We start from the raw sequence: 16,373 nt of genomic DNA, 5'->3' as shown, positions 1-16,373 counted from the left end.
AAGCCCCCCTCAAGATGAGATTTCCCATGGCGCAAGCTAGTAAGATCCCTGAAAGATGATCAGGTTGATAGGTCAGAGGTGGAAGCATGGTGACATGTGGAGCTGACTGATACTAATAGATCGAGGACTTAACCAACGCTTTTTGAAAAATGAAATACCTTCCTATTATCTAGTTTTGAAGGAATGAAAATTTCTTCTTGCATTTTCTCAAAAAGACGTTATAATAATATATGTCTTGAAAAAAAGTTAACATTGTTTGGTGACGATAGCGAAGAGGTCACACCCGTTCCCATTCCGAACACGGCAGTTAAGCTCTTCAGCGCCGATGGTAGTTGGGGGTTTCCCCCTGTGAGAGTAGGACGTCGCCAAGCTTATATTGTTCCGCAGTAGCTCAGTGGTAGAGCATTCGGCTGTTAACCGAACGGTCGTAGGTTCGAGTCCTACCTGCGGAGCCATTATTGGAGAGCTGTCCGAGTGGCCGAAGGAGCACGATTGGAAATCGTGTAGACGGGTAACCCTGTCTCAAGGGTTCAAATCCCTTGCTCTCCGCCATTTATACCTGGCCCGTTGGTCAAGCGGTTAAGACACCGCCCTTTCACGGCGGTAACACGGGTTCGAATCCCGTACGGGTCACCATTTAGACAACATATTGGAGGATTAGCTCAGCTGGGAGAGCATCTGCCTTACAAGCAGAGGGTCGGCGGTTCGATCCCGTCATCCTCCACCATTATTCAAGAAGATCAGGTTGTTTTTGTATAAAGGATTGATTATTCAGTCCATTGAAACACTCAACACGAAAACTTGATTCATAATAGCAACATTATTACCGTCGCGGGGTGGAGCAGTCCGGTAGCTCGTCGGGCTCATAACCCGAAGGTCGCAGGTTCAAATCCTGTCCCCGCAATCTATGGTCCCGTGGTGTAGCGGTTAACATGCCTGCCTGTCACGCAGGAGATCGCGGGTTCGATTCCCGTCGGGACCGCCATTTTATTGTTTGGCTCAGTAGCTCAGTCGGTAGAGCAAAGGACTGAAAATCCTTGTGTCGGCGGTTCGATTCCGTCCTGAGCCACCATAGTAGTGCCGGTGTAGCTCAACTGGTAGAGCAACTGACTTGTAATCAGTAGGTTGGGGGTTCAAGTCCTCTTGCCGGCACCATGTTTCATCCATATGCGGAGGGGTAGCGAAGTGGCTAAACGCGGCGGACTGTAAATCCGCTCCTTCGGGTTCGGCAGTTCGAATCTGCCCCCCTCCACCATTCTTTCTTACAGGGGTATAGTTTAAAGGTAGAACAGAGGTCTCCAAAACCTCCAGTGTGGGTTCGATTCCTACTACCCCTGCCAATTTCAATCTTATAATGGCGATTGTGGCGAAGTGGTTAACGCACCTGATTGTGGTTCAGGCATTCGTGGGTTCGATTCCCATCAGTCGCCCCATTTTAAAAAACATGGTATAATGATTACAACGTTAATGGGCTATAGCCAAGCGGTAAGGCAACGGATTTTGATTCCGTCATGCGAAGGTTCGATCCCTTCTAGCCCAGCCATATGCGAAAGTAGTTCAGTGGTAGAATACAACCTTGCCAAGGTTGGGGTCGCGGGTTCGAATCCCGTCTTTCGCTCCAAAAACGTTGGCGGCATAGCCAAGCGGTAAGGCAGAGGTCTGCAAAACCTTTACCACCGGTTCGATTCCGGTTGCCGCCTCCAACATTCATGCCGGTGTGGCGGAATTGGCAGACGCGCACGACTCAAAATCGTGTTCCTCTGGAGTGCCGGTTCGACCCCGGCCACCGGTATCACCAATAGCGAAGATTCGCTATTACAAAAGCTTCACACATAATTGTGTGAAGCTTTTTTGTGTTTATGACACACTACAGCATATGTACAAATAGGTACATGAATTTATGTGTCATAGATATTGCGGGGTGCCATAAGAAATATTCCCCAATAAATAATTATTTTATCAGCAATAGTATAGAATATGTTTTTCTAACGACGAAAATAAAAACGAATGGCAGAGTTAATACTCTTTCCATTCGTTTCAAATAAATCCATTTAGATTTCAATATTAATAGCATTTAGCTCCGCTTCCGTATAGCCAGAAGAGGATAGTGCGATTTCAATTTCTTCGGCAGCCTTATAATCAAATAATTTAAATTTAGACATTAAAGCGAAAGCATTTTGACTTTCGATTGCCAGGGCAACAGCTTCCACGTCTTGCAGTAGCTTCAGGTCTTCAATGTAGAATTGAGCGGTTCTCATCGCTAAATACTCATTCATTGTAGTCGAATTGTAGAAAAGATTTGTTAAAGTGGCGATTGCGTTAGGAACGAAAATCTTATTCATACTTACCCCTCCACTATTCTTAATATTCTGTCATCATATCACTTCTAGTATGAGTCACGATAAAAATGTTGTCAATCTTTATCTTATGAGCATTTTAACTCACCAATTGAAAGTAGATCTGTATGAAACAGGTTGTTTTCCAAAGGTAAAAATCATTGCACCGAAGCGTAAAAAGCAAAAAAGAATAAATGTTGCTGAGATTGCGAAACGACCAACTTACATGTGACATGTTGATTCAAGCTTGTCTGCTAGTTCTGGTTAAGCATCCAAAAAATAGCTGCTTAAAAAAGTCAGTGTCACAAGTGGCACGATTAAGCCGAATGTTTTAGAATTTTTTTAGAAGTTCTTTCATTGAGGAGATCCTATCTGTGTTTAAAAAGAACTTATAAAAACAGATCCTTATTGACTGTGAAGAAGGCGGGCTTCCACATTACGCAGCTCGCCGAATGAAACACTATCAGCCACAATTATTTGCAATGTTCTCGTAGCTGTCATTCGTTTGTCTGGATGCTTCAATTGTAGATGCTGTTGTATTGCTCGGAAAAGTTCATTATTTTCTGGACGGTTGGCGTTATAGATTTCTTGTAAACTCTTCGATTTTCCCATGGCTTTTCCTACTTTCCATCAAGTGTGAAATACAATGAAAGCTTAATGATATTCGTATGGTCTATATTTCCGTCTGAGAGCGTCTAATTCCTTCTTTTTTCAATTAAATCTTCTTTAAAGAACAGAATTTGTTCCTGATTCTTCCCGTGATGTTAACTTGGCTGTCTTACTGCTTGATCGTTGCCCGTATATGTTGTTGTGTGTCTTTGGCTTTAACACGACCAAAGCAATTCAGAATCATGTGCCGCGTTAATTGTGTTGTTAGAAATTTCATGTTGAACATGATGAACTAGTCCCGTCAACAAGGAAAGTACCTCCTTTAACCTTCCTGCTATTTATTTTCCGCTTCGTAATTTTTTTAAATAATATCAATGAAATATGGTAATAAATAAAAAACCACTATTTAAGAGTACTTCAAATAACAAATTTTCTAAGGGGCGGCAAATTGTGAACAATATGGGATGTCAATGCAAGTCCAATGACGAGCTACAGCAACTGGTCGATCAGGCAAAAGAATATACAAATATAGGAAAGGTGGCAGACTATATACCGGCACTTGAAAAGGCGAATCCTGGGGATTTATCTGTTGCTATTTACTATCCTGACGGAAAAGGGTATTGTGCAGGGGATGTAAGTGGGAAAATGACCCTGCAGAGCATATCGAAAGTTTTGACACTTGCTCTTGTATTAATGGAAAAAGGGGAAGAATATGTTTTTTCCTATGTAGGCAAAGAACCCACAGGTGACCCTTTTAATTCGATTGCCAAGTTAGAGACAAACAAGCCATCCAAGCCGTTAAACCCGATGATCAATGCAGGAGCATTGACTGTGACCCATATGATTGCAGGTGACAGTGTGAATGAACGATTTAAGCGTATTTTAGATTTTATCCGGGAATTGACGCAAAATCCCACGATTGGTTTTAATGAAGATGTTGCCCGGTCAGAATACCATACAGCAGACTTAAATAGGTCGTTAAGCTATTTTCTAAAGCAGCATAATGTAATAAATGAGGATGTGGAGGAATTAATCGAATTGTATTCGAAGCAGTGTGCCATTGAAATGGACAGCCAGGATTTGGCGAGGATAGGCTGTGTGCTGGCCATGAATGGGAAAGATTTGTTGACGGGAAAGCAAATCATCCCCGGGGACATTGCCCGTATTTGCAAGACATTCATGGTTACTTGCGGCATGTATAACGCATCAGGTGAATTTGCCATCAATGTTGGCATACCGGCTAAAAGCGGTGTGTCAGGGGGAATCATGGGGGCTGTCCCCGGTAAATGTGGGATTGGAATTTATGGCGCGGCGCTTGATGAGAGGGGGAACAGCGTTGCCGGGATAAAAATCTTGGAAATGATGGCGAAAAAGTATTCTTTAAGTATGTTTAATTTTTAAACATTGACCATTAGCGATGAGTGATGATATGAATCAAGTTATTTTTAATTCGGATGTTGTGCAATAGAGAGACAGGAAGAGATGTTTGGTGGGGTTTTGCAGGAAAAGGCCTATCAGTTACGATTGTACAGGAGGATTAGTAATGAGGTCCAATCTAAGCCTTAAAGAAACACTCACTTTCAGGGGGAAAAAAGGACCTCTGCACATACGGCAAGGGTCTTAAGGTGATCATAACAAGTTGGATAGGAGAGATACTTTTTTATATAATGCATGTACCTCTTTATTCCGATGTTCCCCGATGTCATTTCTTAGCTGGCCTTCCATATCGGTCATTAAATCAGCTAATTTCAATGCTTTTTGCCTATCGGAAATATTGCTTCGAATGATAGATTCATATTTTGCATTGTATTCAGTCAGTGACATTTCTTCCGTCCTCCCTTAATATCATTTAAGCTGTCCTCTGTTCCTCCATCAGCAATCCCAATGTACTTTAGTGTAATTTCAGGATGTGGATGATTAAGGATCGTTTGTAATTCAGCAAGGTCCTTACTTCGTTTATAGTGCCAGTACCCGAACGTTTTCCGCATGGTATGGGTACCGACGCCCTCGATGTCCACCATGTCCGCTGCTTTATTAAGCTGTCTGTAGGCTTGTATCTTGCTAATTGGCTTATCGCCCTTGCGTGAGGGGAATAGCCATTCACCATCGATGGTGGCTATATAGGCTGCCAATTCATTACATACATTATTAAGCTGGATCATTCTAGGCTTTTTTGTTTTGCCTTCCTTGATGATGATCTCCATCTTACCTTTAATGTCCTTTATTTTCAGCGATAATAAATCAGACACACGCAATCCGGTATTGATGCCTAACAAGAACAATATGTAGTCTCTCTCGCTGCAATGTCTCTTCAGTGACCATTTCATATCATCTAATTTTTCCAATGATCTGATTGGTTGAACGTCAATTAAATGTTCTTTTGGCAAATGAGATCACCCTTATTTCACGCTAATGGTATCAGTGTTTTGAATGTATACTTTTTTATTAATTTAAGAGTAACACTTGAAAAGGATGGAAGTCAATGTAAGGTGTCTATTGATATTTTTTGGACTGTCCACTTTTAAGGGTTCGGAGTTTTTTAGTTGTTTTTTCATATTAAGGTTGAAAAATGGCATTAAAAACTTCCGGAACTTGATATAATGAATCTATAGGAATATTTTTCTAAACTGATGTTTTGAAGGATATTAACAGGGTTGAGTAAGCCACGATGAAGAGAGGTTTAGTTATATTGAAAAAGTTACTGCCTTTAATGTCAAGGTTATTTACTATGGCAATTATGGTTGCGGTTTTTTACTGTATGTTCATGTTCGCTGACTTGGAGAATGAAAAGACAGACAGCGGGCGTCATAACGAGAAATCAGTTTATTTTGAAGAGATGAGCGATCAAGAAGAGAAACCAGCAAGTTCTTTGGTGAACGATTGTAAAGATAGCGCTAATGATAGTCACTCCTCCAGTGGGTTTGGTATTGAAGAAAACGTTATGGAACCTAGCGAATATACGGTTGAATGCATTGAACACTTGGAATAGCAGCAGAGTTCCTATGGATCAACCGTAAATTAGAAGTTCAGGGCAACAAGGATTCCAGACGTAAGGGGTTAGCGAAAAGGTAAGGACATATAGCCGAACATTTCCGTGAGCGGGTGACATCCAAAAGCTGGTTAGCTTAATGAACCGGAGCGGAATTCACGGGGAATATGAAGTGTTTTGAATATAAGGCTTCGCTGAAATGATTGGTGACGAACGGGTACACAGGGGGGAGGCCATATTTGTGCAAATAGAACATTGATACTAGCCTGTTTGGACCTTAACCAAACAGGTTTTTAGTATGAAAGGAAATCCAATGGAAAAAATGGAATAGAATATAAAGAAGAATGAAGGGAAATTTTCCACACCCGTATCTTTTTCTCTTTCTGAAACGTTTATAGGATAGAGGGTGTTGAAGGAGTGAGAAAAATGATAAATAAGTTAAGGGAAGAGATTTCTGAAGAAAAGGATAACGGTGCGATCATGCGTGAAGTCTATCCTGAATTGCTTCGATTTTGCCGATTCCTTACCCAAAATAATTGGGATGGGGATGATTTGGCACAGGAAACGATATTGAAGACCATGCAGGGCTATGGAAAGAAAACCGAGATAACAACGGCTTTATTGAAGACGATAGCCCGCCATTCCTGGATTGATACGATACGAAAAAGAAAAAAAGAATCATTAGACGAACAGTTGGATACTGAACAACAGGGATCAGTTGGGGAAAATGCCTTTGAAACGGTTGAATATATAATAAAGTCACTTACCCCGAAACAAGCCGTTGTGTTCCTGTTAAAGGAAGGATTCCTCTTTCGGTCAAAAGAAATCTCAGAGTATTTGAACACCACGGAAACGGCTGTAAAGGCCATCCTGAACCGTGTGAAAAAGCGTTTTGCCGATGACGTTGAAGAGCGTAAGTTGTCTTCTGTGGAAGATTGGCAAGATGAGGAGGAACAGCGGCTCATGTCCCTGATGACACAGGCTTTAAAAGCCCAGGATCCTGATATCCTCATTAGAAGCATCCCATCTTTCAAATCCTTAAACAGTGAATCGATGATTCCTAAACTGATGAATCGTTCGATTCTTTCCAAATCAAGCTACACTCCTTCAAACACACTCTCAATGGCCGCATAGCCAATATCATTGTTAGGAGGAAAATGAGATATGACCACCATTCCATATGTAATTGAACAATCAGGCAAGGGTGAGCGCTCGTATGATATTTATTCCAGACTTCTAAAAGACCGTATCATCATGATTGGGGAAGAAATCACCGATCATTTAGCCAATAGTGTGGTTGCCCAATTGTTATTCTTGGCAGCAGATGCACCTGAGAAGGAAATTACCATCTTCATAAACAGTCCGGGGGGATCGACCAGTGCCGGTTTCGCCATTTATGATACGATGCAATATATTAAGCCTGATATCCGGACTGTATGTACGGGGATGGCTGCATCATTCGGTGCCATGCTTTTATTGGCGGGTACGAAAGGGAAACGGTGCGCTTTGCCAAATAGTGAAATCATGCTTCATCAGCCGCTTGGTGGGGCGAGGGGGCAAGCCACGGAAATTGAAATAACGGCCCGAAGGATTTTGAAACTGAAGGATCATATCAATCAAATCATCTCGGAAAGGACTGGGCAGCCTATCGAAAAGGTGGCGAAGGACACAGATCGTGATTACTTCTTAAGTGCACATGAGGCGAAGGATTACGGTATAATCGATGAAATAATCGTTCAGGATAATTAATCCTGATTAAAAATGCGATCAGTAAGCTCAAAATATCTGGATAAAAAAAACTGTCGATATCCATATCGGCAGTTTCTTTTCTTTCTTCGACATTACTCCATATATTTATCCACAAATCCCTATACCTCGTTCCAATACTTTTTGGGGTCCACTAATTCAGCTTCACCATGCCCGGCACCCGGTATTATCAATTTTTCTTTGTCCACATTTGCTGCATTGTATACGTCATCCAGCATGGAATAAGGGACGAATGAATCATCTTCCCCATGGATGAATAACATGGGTGTTTTACTTTTGAGCACTTGTTTCACAGCTGACGCTTCATTTAAATCGTAGCCCGTACGCAGCTTGGTCACCATGTTGGCAGCATTCATTACTGGGAATTTTGGCAATCCGAACAAATCATCAAGTTGATAGGTGAATACGTCCATTACCGAGGAATATCCGCAATCCTCTACGATCACTTTAACATTGGAAGGCAGTTTTTCCCCGGAGGTCATCATGACTGTTGCCCCTCCCATGGATATCCCGAATAATGTAATGTCCGCCTGGGGATCTTTATCGGTAATTTGCTTGATCCATAAAAGCATATCTTTCCGATCGTCCCAGCCCATTCCCATGTAATCGCCTTCGCTTTTTCCATGTCCCCGAAGATCAGGTGCCAGCACATTGTATCCATTTTCCTGAAAATTGCGTACCCACCGGATCATTTGATTGTTATTGCCGGTATAACCATGAACGACAATAGCCCATTTATGGCCTTGATTATTATTTTCATAAAGTTTAGCACTAAGTCTTAGATGATCTGCAGAAACAATGCTCACCTCATCCGGTTGATGTTCTATTGAAAATTCCGCATCAGCCAATTTACTCGATTCAGCCAATTTACCTGAAACGGCTTGGGATTGGGCAAGATGGGGGTTATCGCTTAAAAAGTCTTTTTCCTTATTCGGATTTAAGGCGATATTGTAAAAATAATTCCCTATTAAACCATACATAATGATTAAAATTATAAGAATGCATGTAGCAGCGAAACCGAATTTCTTCATTCAAGGCTCCTTCCAAAAAATTGGCCGTCCTTTATTAATAGTACAATATTTTGAAAATAGAAGAGCTTAAGGGATGATTGATATCTGAAATTACTGAAATTATTTTGAATGGGGCAATGAAAAGGATTTTGGATGTTCGCCTTTTCTGGATAGATCATCCATTTAATATGTTAAAATAAGTATTATCTAACATTATCAATAGATTGGAGGAGGTTTCTATGAAGAAAATGCAAAAGGTTTTACTTATTAGTGGAATCTTTGTTGTGGCATTATTCGGGTTGGGGATTACTTTCTTTAAAATCAAGGAAAACTCCAATGAGTACGAAAGAGCACAACTGGAGATTGAAGCCAGGGAAACCAAAGAACAAATTGAAAGAGAAAGAGAGGATGTAAAGATCAAAGCAAAAAGGGAAGCGAAAGCTAAAGCGGCGGAACTTGAAGAGAAAACAGCGATATATGATGGGATTGAATTCGAAACAGGACTTGATGAAGACTCAACCGAAACGGAAGTCATGGACGTCATGCATAAGATGACTCATCAAAAAGTTCGAGCGCAAGATAAATGGGGAGCTATACCGATGTCCCCTAAGATTATAGAAGAAGTTTATAAAATAGTGGAATCAAGTGATTTTCGGCATAGAGATAGATTGCTCGGCATTGCTGCCCGTTGGCGGGACTTTGATTTCAGCACGATCGTTCAGGACCATAACTTCTTTTGGGAAGGCAAAGAAGGCACCGTTGGGAAAGCCCACGGCACATTAAGTGCGGCAGAAGAGATTGAATTCATTGAGGGGAATTTCAAGTGAGGCTGTTTTGCAGGGAAGTACTGAATATATCAAAGGGCGAGTTGGTAAGACCTGTTCCATTAAGTAAACACTCAAACTCCTGCAATAAGGCCAGTTCCTCAGGAGGTTTGAGTGTTTGCCATTCAACTAAGTCATTCGCTTATGGGGCAGCCAAGTAATGGAACCTTACATTCAATACATGCGTTTTATTTCTTAATAATTAGTTTGCTAGACTCGTTCTCCTTGTTCACGGGAACGTCTTTTCCTACTGTGACCCTGCGAACGACGCGATGCTGGTCCCCGTAATCGGCAATAGCATAATGTTGCGTTGCCAAGTTATCCCAAATGACCACGTCCCCTTCACTCCATTGCCAACGGATGGTATTTTCTAAGCTCGTGACGTATGAATCGAAGATACTTAATAATCTTTCAGATTCACTTGTTGTATATCCTTCCACTCTGCCGGCAAAGCCACCTAATAATAAATGCTTTTTTCCGGTTTCTGCGTGCACGTGAACGACTGGGTGTCTTGTTTTATAAATGGTCGATTCGAATATATCACGATATTTCTTTTTAACCTCATCATCAATGTTTTCGGCAGGTTTGAATTGTGCATAATCATACTCATTTGTATGGATCGCCCATAGTCCATCCGCTAATTTCTTCAATCCATCCGGAAGGTCTTCATATGCTTTATTCGTATTCGCCCAGACTGTATCGCCGCCAACATCAGGGATGGTTACACCTCTTAAAACAGAGTATTTAGGAACTTCTGGAACAAAAGTGACATCAGTGTGCCAATGGTTTGCTTTAGCACCCCGTTCGGAATCAAGTTCGAAAATATAGTTAGTATTGTCTTTGACCGGTACTGTTGGATGCGCATAAGGTTCACCCAATAGTTTGGCAAATGCCTCTTGGCTGGCATCGTTCAAATGGTTTTGACCTTTGAAGAATACGACTTTATGATCGTTTAATGCTTGTTTGATTTCACTGAAAATAGCCAAATCCAAGTCTCCGCTTAATTGGACTCCTTGAATTTCCGCTCCAATCCTTCCTGCTACGGGTACCACTTTTAATTGTTGTGTTTTAGTTTCCGTCATCATCAATCTCCTCCTGTAAAGTATGTTTTTTTATTTTTTAAAGGCTTCATCAATGTATTCATTGTGGATCTGGTTTTTAAAATTAAATGATTTCTTGATATAACCCACACCGGCTAAAGTATCGATTGATTCTTGTTGAGCCTGGATGGCATCTTCGGTAAAGTAAATATTTGGTTCTTCAGCCGTTATTATTTTCTTGACTGTGCTCACAGGCAATTTAGTTTCTTTAGAATAAATTTCAGATGCTTCATCTGGATTTTCAATTTGCCAATCGGCAGCTTTTTTATAAACCTTTAAATAGGCTTCGACAATTTCAGGATGTGCTTTTGCAAATTCGTTACGTGCAATGATTGCACCAGGAGCTAATATTTTTTCTTTTACTTTAAGTGCGACTGCATTCCTTTTTTCAATATTATTAAGGTAATAGGGGTTCCATATCGCCCAGGCGTCCAATTGTTTGGTTTCAAAAGCGGATTGGGCATCATCCGGTTGTAAATTGATTAGTTTAATATCATCAGTCGTTAAACCATGTGCTTTCAATGCCTTGATTAAATACACATGGCCCGTTGTCCCCGAGGCAACACCGACCGTTCTCCCCTTTAAGTCTTCAATCTTCTTTATGTCACCATCTGGCTGAGCCAGGATCCGGACAGATGACTCACCACGACCTGTTTGTGCAATCACTTCAAATGGCAGATTCTTATCAATTCCGGCAATTAGTGCACCATCCCCTAAAAAAGATAGGTCAACCCGATTGGAAGCGAGGGATTCCAAAAGCGGGGGACCACTCGGGAATTCACTCCACTCGATTTGGGCATCCAGTTTTGAAAACTCTTCGTCGAACAATCCCTTTTCCTTTGCAATGACCAATGGCCCCATCTTGCCATTTAAGGCAATATGAACTTTAAGTGGATCACTTTTCCCGGAAGCTTTGCCGGCATCGGAATTACAACCTGCCAATACAGCAATGCTAATGATGGCAAGTAATACTGCGGTTAACTTGTTACGATATACCTTCATGAATTCCCTCCTTTTTATTACACTTACCACATCTGGATAGTCAGATTAATGACAAAAAAGAGATCCAACGAAGAGTATGCCGGGGTTACTCTTCATTGAATCTCCGGTAGTCCAGTTGATTCACATGACCTTTATTTGGTTTTTTTTGTGAAGCGGATTAGTGTATGAATGCATCTTAACAGGTGTTAGAATAATCTGTCAATTATCTTTTTTTGATTAATCCGATAAAATAAATTGGTATTGGGTGTTGATTATAAATAATCGATAAGTTAATATAAAATGAAATATTGGATCGACTAGTTAACTAGAGATTCAGCAAAGGGACAATATGTGCCTTATTGCTGGATCTCTATTTTTTTATTTAAGAAAGGGTGAGGACATTGGTAGCGACGTTAGAAATGAATCATGTAAGCAAAACATTTAAGAATGATAATGAAAGTGTCCATGTTTTGGATAATTTAAATCTGAGCGTCAAAAATGGTGAGTTCGTCACCATCATTGGTCCGAGCGGCTGTGGGAAAAGTACATTATTAAAGCTGATCGCAGGACTTGATTCAGACTTTGACGGCTCGATCATAGCTGGCGATCATCCGGTTAGCGCACCTTCTAAAGACCGTGGTTTCATTTTTCAGGAGCACCGTTTATTTCCATGGCTAAACGTGGAGAAAAATATTGCAGGTAACCTTCCATTAAAAAAACCGGACATTAGGAAAAGGGTGGATGATTTAATTTCATTGGTAAAGCTAAAAGGATTTGAAAAGGCGTATCCACGCCAATTATCAGGTGGAATGTCGCAGCGTGTTGCCATTGCCAGAGCCTTATTGCGTAATCCTGAAGTTTTATTGCTGGATGAGCCATTTGGTGCATTGGATGCTTTCACGCGAACGCATCTTCAAGAGGCTTTACTAGAAATATGGGAGAAGAATAAGACAACGATGGTGCTTGTCACCCATGATATTGATGAATCCATCTTTTTATCGAGCAAAGTGGTAGTCATGGAGGCAAAGCCTGGACGGATTAAAGCTATCGTTCCAATCGATTTACCATATCCGAGAACTCGAACAAGCAAAGCGTTTCAGGAATTCAGGACCGTCATTTTGACCCAACTCGATCATCATCTTGAAGAAAGGGAAGATTGGAGCATTTAAAAATTTTTTTCAAAAAGGAAGGATGAAAAATATGTCTATACAGACCGTCGCTCAAAACAAGTCGCTTGTCATAAGGAAAACGAAAAAACAATCCAAGCTTGCCAAATCAGCATTGCGGGGTTCGTTCCTTCCCGTTGTCGTGTTGATTGCATGGCAATCATTAGGATCGGCTGGCATCCTGCCGGCCCAATTATTCTCATCACCTTCATTGATCGTCACGACTTTCATTGATCTCGTTCGGTCAGGGGAAATGGGCATGCATTTACAAATCAGTTTAACGCGGGCCCTTCTTGGCTTTGCATTAGGTGGTTTTTTAGGCTTATTGCTAGGAGTCATCGTTGGCATGCAAAAAAAATCCGAAGAATATCTTAATCCAAGCATACAAATGTTACGAACAGTTCCTTTACTTGCGATAACCCCTTTATTCATTATGTGGTTCGGGTTTGGTGAACTATCCAAAGTGCTGCTTATAGCTTTAGGTGCTTTTTTTCCTCTATATTTACAAACCTTTTTGGGCCTTCGGAATGTGGATAAAAAACTATACGATGTTGCCCGAACCTTAGAGTTTAGCCGTCTGGAACAAATAACGAAGCTCATGATCCCGGCAGCTTTGCCAAACATATTGCTTGGTATCCGTTTAGCCTTAAGTGCAGCTTGGATGTGCCTGGTCGTAGCTGAATTGTTGGGTGCGGACAGAGGGGTGGGCTTCATGATCCAAGATGCCCGTTCATTCATGCAAACGGACGTCGTATTCGTAGGCATCATCATTTTTGCCCTTGCTGGCAAAATCTCCGATTCGTTTGTCCGCTTTTTAGAAAATCATTTACTGAAATGGCAAGATAGTTTTAAAGCCTAATTGAAAAGGATGACCGCCCGGTTTTGGGGAGGTCATCCTTTTTTTGTTTGGTGAAGTATGTTTAATCTATTTCTCTATGTAATGGCAAATAAATGGTGAAGGATGTTCCTTTGTTCAATTCGCTCTGCACCACGATTTTCCCTTTGTATTTTTGAACGATGGAATAACAAACGGTCAAGCCAATACCTGTTCCCCTGTCTTTAAGTGAATAAAATGGGGTGCCGAGTATTTCAAGCTGTTTTTTGGAGAGGCCTATTCCTGTATCCGTTATTCGTATTTTGGCCATAGTGCGTTCCTGCTCTGTTTCCACTTTGATGAATCCGGGCTTGGTCATTGACTCAATTCCATTTTTCATGATATTGACCAGTATCTGTTTAAGCTCGATGGGATTCATGTTAATGTGAAGGTCGTCATGGAAATCCAAGAGAAAGCCTATGTTTCGATTATTGGCAAAACTTGTTAATAGGTCGGAAATCTTTTGGATTTCATAATTTAAAGGAATGACTTGTACATTATCCGTTTGCGGTTTTGCCAAAGACAAATAGTCATTGATAATCACTTGTGTATATTCAAGTTCTGTTAGTATGGTCTGTACATAAAATTTTTCCGTTTCATTCAGTTCCTTCTCTTGATCTAATAACTGGGCAAAACCTTTCACGACAGTAATCGGATTACGTATTTCATGTGCAATGGTGGCAGCGAGCTGTCCAACTGAGTTCAGTTGTTTTGCCTGCTGTATTTCCTTATGAAATGCATTGGTGGATTCCACCCTATTATTTGTTCCCAGAAATACGAATACCAATATGATTTGTATAGCGATGAAGTTAAGAGTGTTGCCGAAACTATCCAAAGCGACATATTCATAAGTGTATTGAAGATCCGTTTTTGAAATGATCAATATGGAAGCCGGACCTAATATGATATTTAAAGTGGCGACAATGTAGAACCCGATTTTATCAAAGAGAAAAATGGGAATCAATGGTGCTATCGAAAATAATGATAGCATGATTGCAGTATCTGGGAATATCCAGAATTTGCTGTATAAATAAACAGTAATTAAGAAAATGAATAGGGTTTTATAGAAATTGACTTCTGTTTTTAAGAAAAATAACAGAGAAATTATCATCCCCGATATTAAAATGACCTGTAATGTCATCTCGTAGGGATTATCTTTCCAACTTATAGGTGATACAGAAATCCCGACTAACAGTAAAAAGGATATCATTGCCATGAATGCCTTCAGTATAAATCGGTGTTTGTTTTGATAATATTGATAATTTTTTAACATAATTCCCCTTAATATTAATATTCTGTTTGTTTGTTTAATAGTAATATGATACTAGTTTTTTGTAAATCGGAAAAAGAAAGATTTTGCCATCGATAGTCTCTCTGTGGGGAGAATTTTGAAATATTCAGTTGTTGGTATTTGGGTGACTGTTTTTTTCTGCTATTTCAATATGTACATGCCAAGAAACTTTTTATATTTTCTTCTTGGTGGATTACCAGTATCCATGCATTGCACATGGGTAATTGTTTGGTAGGTTATTTTACTCATTTTTATCAATATATGATTTCTTTACATTATATTAGCTGTAGATTCAAATTCCCCTTCTAAAATGATGGTAATAATAGGAGGGGGAGAGGGAAAATGAAAACGAATATAAAGAAATTCGGCTTTTGTATGATGAGTGCGGCCTTTATATTGCAAGCTGCCTCCATGGGGGCCTCGGCTGCAAATGGAAGTCATTCCAATTCATCTATTTATGAGAAGAAAATCGTGAATATTGCACACAGGGGAGCTTCTGGTCATGCACCTGAACATACCATTCCGGCTTATCAATTGGGAGAACAAATGAAAGGTGACTACATAGAAATCGATCTACAGATGACCAAGGATGGAAGATTGATAGCCATGCATGATGAAAAGGTGGATCGTACGACGAACGGTACAGGTCTTGTGAAGGATTTAACGCTTGCAGAAATCAAGAAACTGGATGCCGGTTCATGGTTCAATGAAAAATACCCGCAATTGGCAAAAGAAGTATATAAAGGGTTGAAGGTTCCCACTCTAGAAGAAGTCTTTAAGAAATTCGGAAAGCAAGCCAATTACTATATTGAAACAAAGTCACCTGAAGTATATCCAGGAATGGAAGAAGAACTTCTGGAGGTTCTGGAAGAATATAAAATGGTGGATTCAAAAGGCCGTACCAAGAATGTATTAATACAATCGTTCAGTAAAGAAAGCCTTATGAAGGTTCATGGAATGAATCCAAAGCTACCGCTTGTGCAACTCTATTCTTATAAAAACCCAGCAACCATTTCCGATGCGGAATTGGAATCCGTTAAGGAATATGCAATTGGCGTTGGCCCGAACTTCAATAAGGTTGACGGACAATATGTGAAGATGGTTCGCAATCATGACCTTCAATTCCATCCATATACAGTAAATGATAGAGCGGATATGAAAAAGGCTCTTGAATGGGGTGCAACGGGGCTGTTCACTAACTATCCTGATGTATTCAGCGAGGTACTAAGAGAGTACAAGCAGGATAATCACAATGAAAATGGGAATTTATAAGATTGCTAAATAAGTGCTTCATATATGAGTCCCGGTTTTCCGGGGCTTTTTTTGTATGGAAGGACATTTAATTATAGGGTAAATTGGGTGGTCTTAGGCTTAGCGGACTTTTTTGACGGGTATATCAAATGTATGAAAAATATTTTAGGAGGTT

The 16,373-nt window shown here is 40.5% G+C and carries 16 protein-coding genes, 15 tRNA genes and 2 rRNA genes; 25 read left to right on the top strand and 8 right to left on the bottom strand.

Translation table 11 applies throughout. From position 1 onward, the window contains the following. From ACQKNS_RS08950 to ACQKNS_RS08870, 17 genes are all read left to right on the top strand, one after another. A 23S ribosomal RNA gene (locus ACQKNS_RS08950) occupies positions 1-136 on the top strand; the annotation flags it as partial. 119 nt (positions 137-255) lie between these two features. Continuing rightward, a 5S ribosomal RNA gene (gene rrf, locus ACQKNS_RS08945) occupies positions 256-371 on the top strand. A 9-nt stretch (positions 372-380) separates the two neighbouring features. Beyond that, positions 381-455, top strand: a tRNA-Asn gene (locus tag ACQKNS_RS08940). Positions 456-460: 5 nt separating this feature from the next. Continuing rightward, positions 461-552, top strand: a tRNA-Ser gene (locus ACQKNS_RS08935). Between the two features lie 9 nt (positions 553-561). Next, a tRNA-Glu gene (locus ACQKNS_RS08930) sits at positions 562-636 on the top strand. A gap of 15 nt (positions 637-651) precedes the next feature. Further along, positions 652-727, top strand: a tRNA-Val gene (locus ACQKNS_RS08925). A gap of 103 nt (positions 728-830) precedes the next feature. Continuing rightward, a tRNA-Met gene (locus ACQKNS_RS08920) sits at positions 831-904 on the top strand. A 5-nt stretch (positions 905-909) separates the two neighbouring features. Further along, positions 910-985, top strand: a tRNA-Asp gene (locus ACQKNS_RS08915). A gap of 11 nt (positions 986-996) precedes the next feature. Continuing rightward, positions 997-1,072, top strand: a tRNA-Phe gene (locus ACQKNS_RS08910). Positions 1,073-1,079: 7 nt separating this feature from the next. Beyond that, a tRNA-Thr gene (locus tag ACQKNS_RS08905) sits at positions 1,080-1,155 on the top strand. 16 nt (positions 1,156-1,171) lie between these two features. Further along, positions 1,172-1,255, top strand: a tRNA-Tyr gene (locus tag ACQKNS_RS08900). Between the two features lie 11 nt (positions 1,256-1,266). Then, positions 1,267-1,340: transfer RNA gene (locus ACQKNS_RS08895), tRNA-Trp, on the top strand. A 17-nt stretch (positions 1,341-1,357) separates the two neighbouring features. Further along, positions 1,358-1,433 (top strand) — tRNA-His (locus ACQKNS_RS08890). A 35-nt stretch (positions 1,434-1,468) separates the two neighbouring features. After that, a tRNA-Gln gene (locus tag ACQKNS_RS08885) sits at positions 1,469-1,543 on the top strand. Positions 1,544-1,546: 3 nt separating this feature from the next. Next, positions 1,547-1,621, top strand: a tRNA-Gly gene (locus tag ACQKNS_RS08880). A gap of 8 nt (positions 1,622-1,629) precedes the next feature. Further along, positions 1,630-1,703 (top strand) — tRNA-Cys (locus ACQKNS_RS08875). Between the two features lie 8 nt (positions 1,704-1,711). Then, a tRNA-Leu gene (locus ACQKNS_RS08870) sits at positions 1,712-1,792 on the top strand. Positions 1,793-2,051: 259 nt separating this feature from the next. On the opposite strand, the gene ACQKNS_RS08865 is transcribed toward ACQKNS_RS08870, so the two are convergent. Together ACQKNS_RS08865 and ACQKNS_RS08860 are read right to left on the bottom strand one after the other, a co-directional pair. Beyond that, the gene (locus tag ACQKNS_RS08865) at positions 2,052-2,342 is read right to left on the bottom strand and encodes a hypothetical protein (RefSeq protein ID WP_427642083.1); all 291 of its coding nucleotides are present in this window, start codon (positions 2,340-2,342) and stop codon (positions 2,052-2,054) included. Between the two features lie 399 nt (positions 2,343-2,741). Further along, positions 2,742-2,948 carry a hypothetical protein gene (locus ACQKNS_RS08860; protein ID WP_427642082.1) on the bottom strand — a complete coding sequence of 69 codons (207 nt, stop codon included), beginning with the start codon at positions 2,946-2,948 and terminating at the stop codon, positions 2,742-2,744. Positions 2,949-3,404: 456 nt separating this feature from the next. Between ACQKNS_RS08860 and glsA the strand changes: the two genes are divergently transcribed. Next, on the top strand, positions 3,405-4,346 hold the full coding sequence (glsA, locus tag ACQKNS_RS08855) for a glutaminase A (RefSeq protein ID WP_427642187.1): 942 nt from the start codon (positions 3,405-3,407) through the stop codon (positions 4,344-4,346). 228 nt (positions 4,347-4,574) lie between these two features. On the opposite strand, the gene ACQKNS_RS08850 is transcribed toward glsA, so the two are convergent. Next, complete coding sequence (locus tag ACQKNS_RS08850; protein WP_427642081.1) at positions 4,575-4,769, bottom strand: hypothetical protein; 195 nt, start codon at positions 4,767-4,769, stop codon at positions 4,575-4,577. Next, the gene (locus tag ACQKNS_RS08845; protein WP_427642185.1) at positions 4,760-5,272 is read right to left on the bottom strand and encodes a tyrosine-type recombinase/integrase; all 513 of its coding nucleotides are present in this window, start codon (positions 5,270-5,272) and stop codon (positions 4,760-4,762) included. Before ACQKNS_RS08845 ends, ACQKNS_RS08850 begins: the two co-directional genes overlap by 10 nt. 362 nt (positions 5,273-5,634) lie before the next feature. Between ACQKNS_RS08845 and ACQKNS_RS08840 the strand changes: the two genes are divergently transcribed. The 3 genes from ACQKNS_RS08840 (at position 5,635) to clpP (ending at position 7,683) form a co-directional block, all read left to right on the top strand. After that, a complete protein-coding gene (locus ACQKNS_RS08840) occupies positions 5,635-5,934 on the top strand; it encodes a hypothetical protein (RefSeq protein ID WP_427642080.1) in 300 nt (99 codons plus the stop codon). A 426-nt stretch (positions 5,935-6,360) separates the two neighbouring features. Beyond that, positions 6,361-7,068 carry a sigma-70 family RNA polymerase sigma factor gene (locus ACQKNS_RS08835; protein WP_427642079.1) on the top strand — a complete coding sequence of 236 codons (708 nt, stop codon included), beginning with the start codon at positions 6,361-6,363 and terminating at the stop codon, positions 7,066-7,068. 30 nt (positions 7,069-7,098) lie between these two features. Further along, complete coding sequence (gene clpP / locus ACQKNS_RS08830; RefSeq protein ID WP_427642078.1) at positions 7,099-7,683, top strand: ATP-dependent Clp endopeptidase proteolytic subunit ClpP; 585 nt, start codon at positions 7,099-7,101, stop codon at positions 7,681-7,683. Between the two features lie 119 nt (positions 7,684-7,802). Here the strand turns inward: clpP and ACQKNS_RS08825 are convergent, their stop codons facing one another. Then, positions 7,803-8,732 (bottom strand): alpha/beta hydrolase, encoded by a 930-nt coding sequence (locus tag ACQKNS_RS08825; protein ID WP_427642077.1) that lies wholly within the window; start codon positions 8,730-8,732, stop codon positions 7,803-7,805. A gap of 218 nt (positions 8,733-8,950) precedes the next feature. Here ACQKNS_RS08825 and ACQKNS_RS08820 point away from each other — a divergent pair, with 218 nt between their 5' ends. Next, a complete protein-coding gene (locus ACQKNS_RS08820) occupies positions 8,951-9,538 on the top strand; it encodes a DUF6241 domain-containing protein (RefSeq protein ID WP_427642076.1) in 588 nt (195 codons plus the stop codon). A 185-nt stretch (positions 9,539-9,723) separates the two neighbouring features. Here ACQKNS_RS08820 and ACQKNS_RS08815 read toward each other — a convergent pair whose 3' ends face one another. Both ACQKNS_RS08815 and ACQKNS_RS08810 read right to left on the bottom strand, forming a co-directional pair. Next, a complete protein-coding gene (locus tag ACQKNS_RS08815; protein ID WP_427642075.1) occupies positions 9,724-10,620 on the bottom strand; it encodes a TauD/TfdA dioxygenase family protein in 897 nt (298 codons plus the stop codon). Positions 10,621-10,647: 27 nt separating this feature from the next. Next, complete coding sequence (locus ACQKNS_RS08810; RefSeq protein ID WP_427642074.1) at positions 10,648-11,637, bottom strand: ABC transporter substrate-binding protein; 990 nt, start codon at positions 11,635-11,637, stop codon at positions 10,648-10,650. Positions 11,638-12,035: 398 nt separating this feature from the next. Between ACQKNS_RS08810 and ACQKNS_RS08805 the strand changes: the two genes are divergently transcribed. Both ACQKNS_RS08805 and ACQKNS_RS08800 read left to right on the top strand, forming a co-directional pair. Next, on the top strand, positions 12,036-12,785 hold the full coding sequence (locus ACQKNS_RS08805; RefSeq protein ID WP_427642183.1) for an ABC transporter ATP-binding protein: 750 nt from the start codon (positions 12,036-12,038) through the stop codon (positions 12,783-12,785). 22 nt (positions 12,786-12,807) lie between these two features. Beyond that, complete coding sequence (locus ACQKNS_RS08800; protein WP_427642073.1) at positions 12,808-13,641, top strand: ABC transporter permease; 834 nt, start codon at positions 12,808-12,810, stop codon at positions 13,639-13,641. A gap of 61 nt (positions 13,642-13,702) precedes the next feature. Here the strand turns inward: ACQKNS_RS08800 and ACQKNS_RS08795 are convergent, their stop codons facing one another. After that, positions 13,703-14,929, bottom strand: coding sequence for an ATP-binding protein (locus ACQKNS_RS08795; protein ID WP_427642072.1), 1,227 nt, complete (start codon positions 14,927-14,929; stop codon positions 13,703-13,705). 360 nt (positions 14,930-15,289) lie between these two features. Between ACQKNS_RS08795 and ACQKNS_RS08790 the strand changes: the two genes are divergently transcribed. After that, positions 15,290-16,219 (top strand): glycerophosphodiester phosphodiesterase, encoded by a 930-nt coding sequence (locus tag ACQKNS_RS08790; RefSeq protein WP_427642071.1) that lies wholly within the window; start codon positions 15,290-15,292, stop codon positions 16,217-16,219. The last annotated feature ends 154 nt before the right edge of the window (positions 16,220-16,373 follow it).

It is taken from the genome of Peribacillus sp. NPDC094092 (genome assembly GCF_050279365.1).
Taxonomy (GTDB): Bacteria; Bacillota; Bacilli; order Bacillales; family DSM-1321; genus Peribacillus.
This window is presented reverse-complemented; position numbering and strand designations above follow the sequence as displayed.

Excerpts from the sequence above, each read along its gene's own strand:
- ACQKNS_RS08865 (WP_427642083.1), bottom strand. The coding sequence starts at position 2,342 with ATGAATAAGATTTTCGTTCCTAACGCAATCGCCACTTTAACAAATCTT.
- ACQKNS_RS08860 (WP_427642082.1), bottom strand. The coding sequence starts at position 2,948 with ATGGGAAAATCGAAGAGTTTACAAGAAATCTATAACGCCAACCGTCCA.
- glsA (WP_427642187.1), top strand. The coding sequence starts at position 3,405 with ATGGGATGTCAATGCAAGTCCAATGACGAGCTACAGCAACTGGTCGAT.
- ACQKNS_RS08850 (WP_427642081.1), bottom strand. The coding sequence starts at position 4,769 with ATGTCACTGACTGAATACAATGCAAAATATGAATCTATCATTCGAAGC.
- ACQKNS_RS08845 (WP_427642185.1), bottom strand. The coding sequence starts at position 5,272 with ATGAAATGGTCACTGAAGAGACATTGCAGCGAGAGAGACTACATATTG.
- ACQKNS_RS08835 (WP_427642079.1), top strand. The coding sequence starts at position 6,361 with ATGATAAATAAGTTAAGGGAAGAGATTTCTGAAGAAAAGGATAACGGT.
- clpP (WP_427642078.1), top strand. The coding sequence starts at position 7,099 with ATGACCACCATTCCATATGTAATTGAACAATCAGGCAAGGGTGAGCGC.
- ACQKNS_RS08825 (WP_427642077.1), bottom strand. The coding sequence starts at position 8,732 with ATGAAGAAATTCGGTTTCGCTGCTACATGCATTCTTATAATTTTAATC.
- ACQKNS_RS08820 (WP_427642076.1), top strand. The coding sequence starts at position 8,951 with ATGAAGAAAATGCAAAAGGTTTTACTTATTAGTGGAATCTTTGTTGTG.
- ACQKNS_RS08815 (WP_427642075.1), bottom strand. The coding sequence starts at position 10,620 with ATGATGACGGAAACTAAAACACAACAATTAAAAGTGGTACCCGTAGCA.
- ACQKNS_RS08810 (WP_427642074.1), bottom strand. The coding sequence starts at position 11,637 with ATGAAGGTATATCGTAACAAGTTAACCGCAGTATTACTTGCCATCATT.
- ACQKNS_RS08805 (WP_427642183.1), top strand. The coding sequence starts at position 12,036 with ATGAATCATGTAAGCAAAACATTTAAGAATGATAATGAAAGTGTCCAT.
- ACQKNS_RS08800 (WP_427642073.1), top strand. The coding sequence starts at position 12,808 with ATGAAAAATATGTCTATACAGACCGTCGCTCAAAACAAGTCGCTTGTC.
- ACQKNS_RS08795 (WP_427642072.1), bottom strand. The coding sequence starts at position 14,929 with ATGTTAAAAAATTATCAATATTATCAAAACAAACACCGATTTATACTG.
- ACQKNS_RS08790 (WP_427642071.1), top strand. The coding sequence starts at position 15,290 with ATGAAAACGAATATAAAGAAATTCGGCTTTTGTATGATGAGTGCGGCC.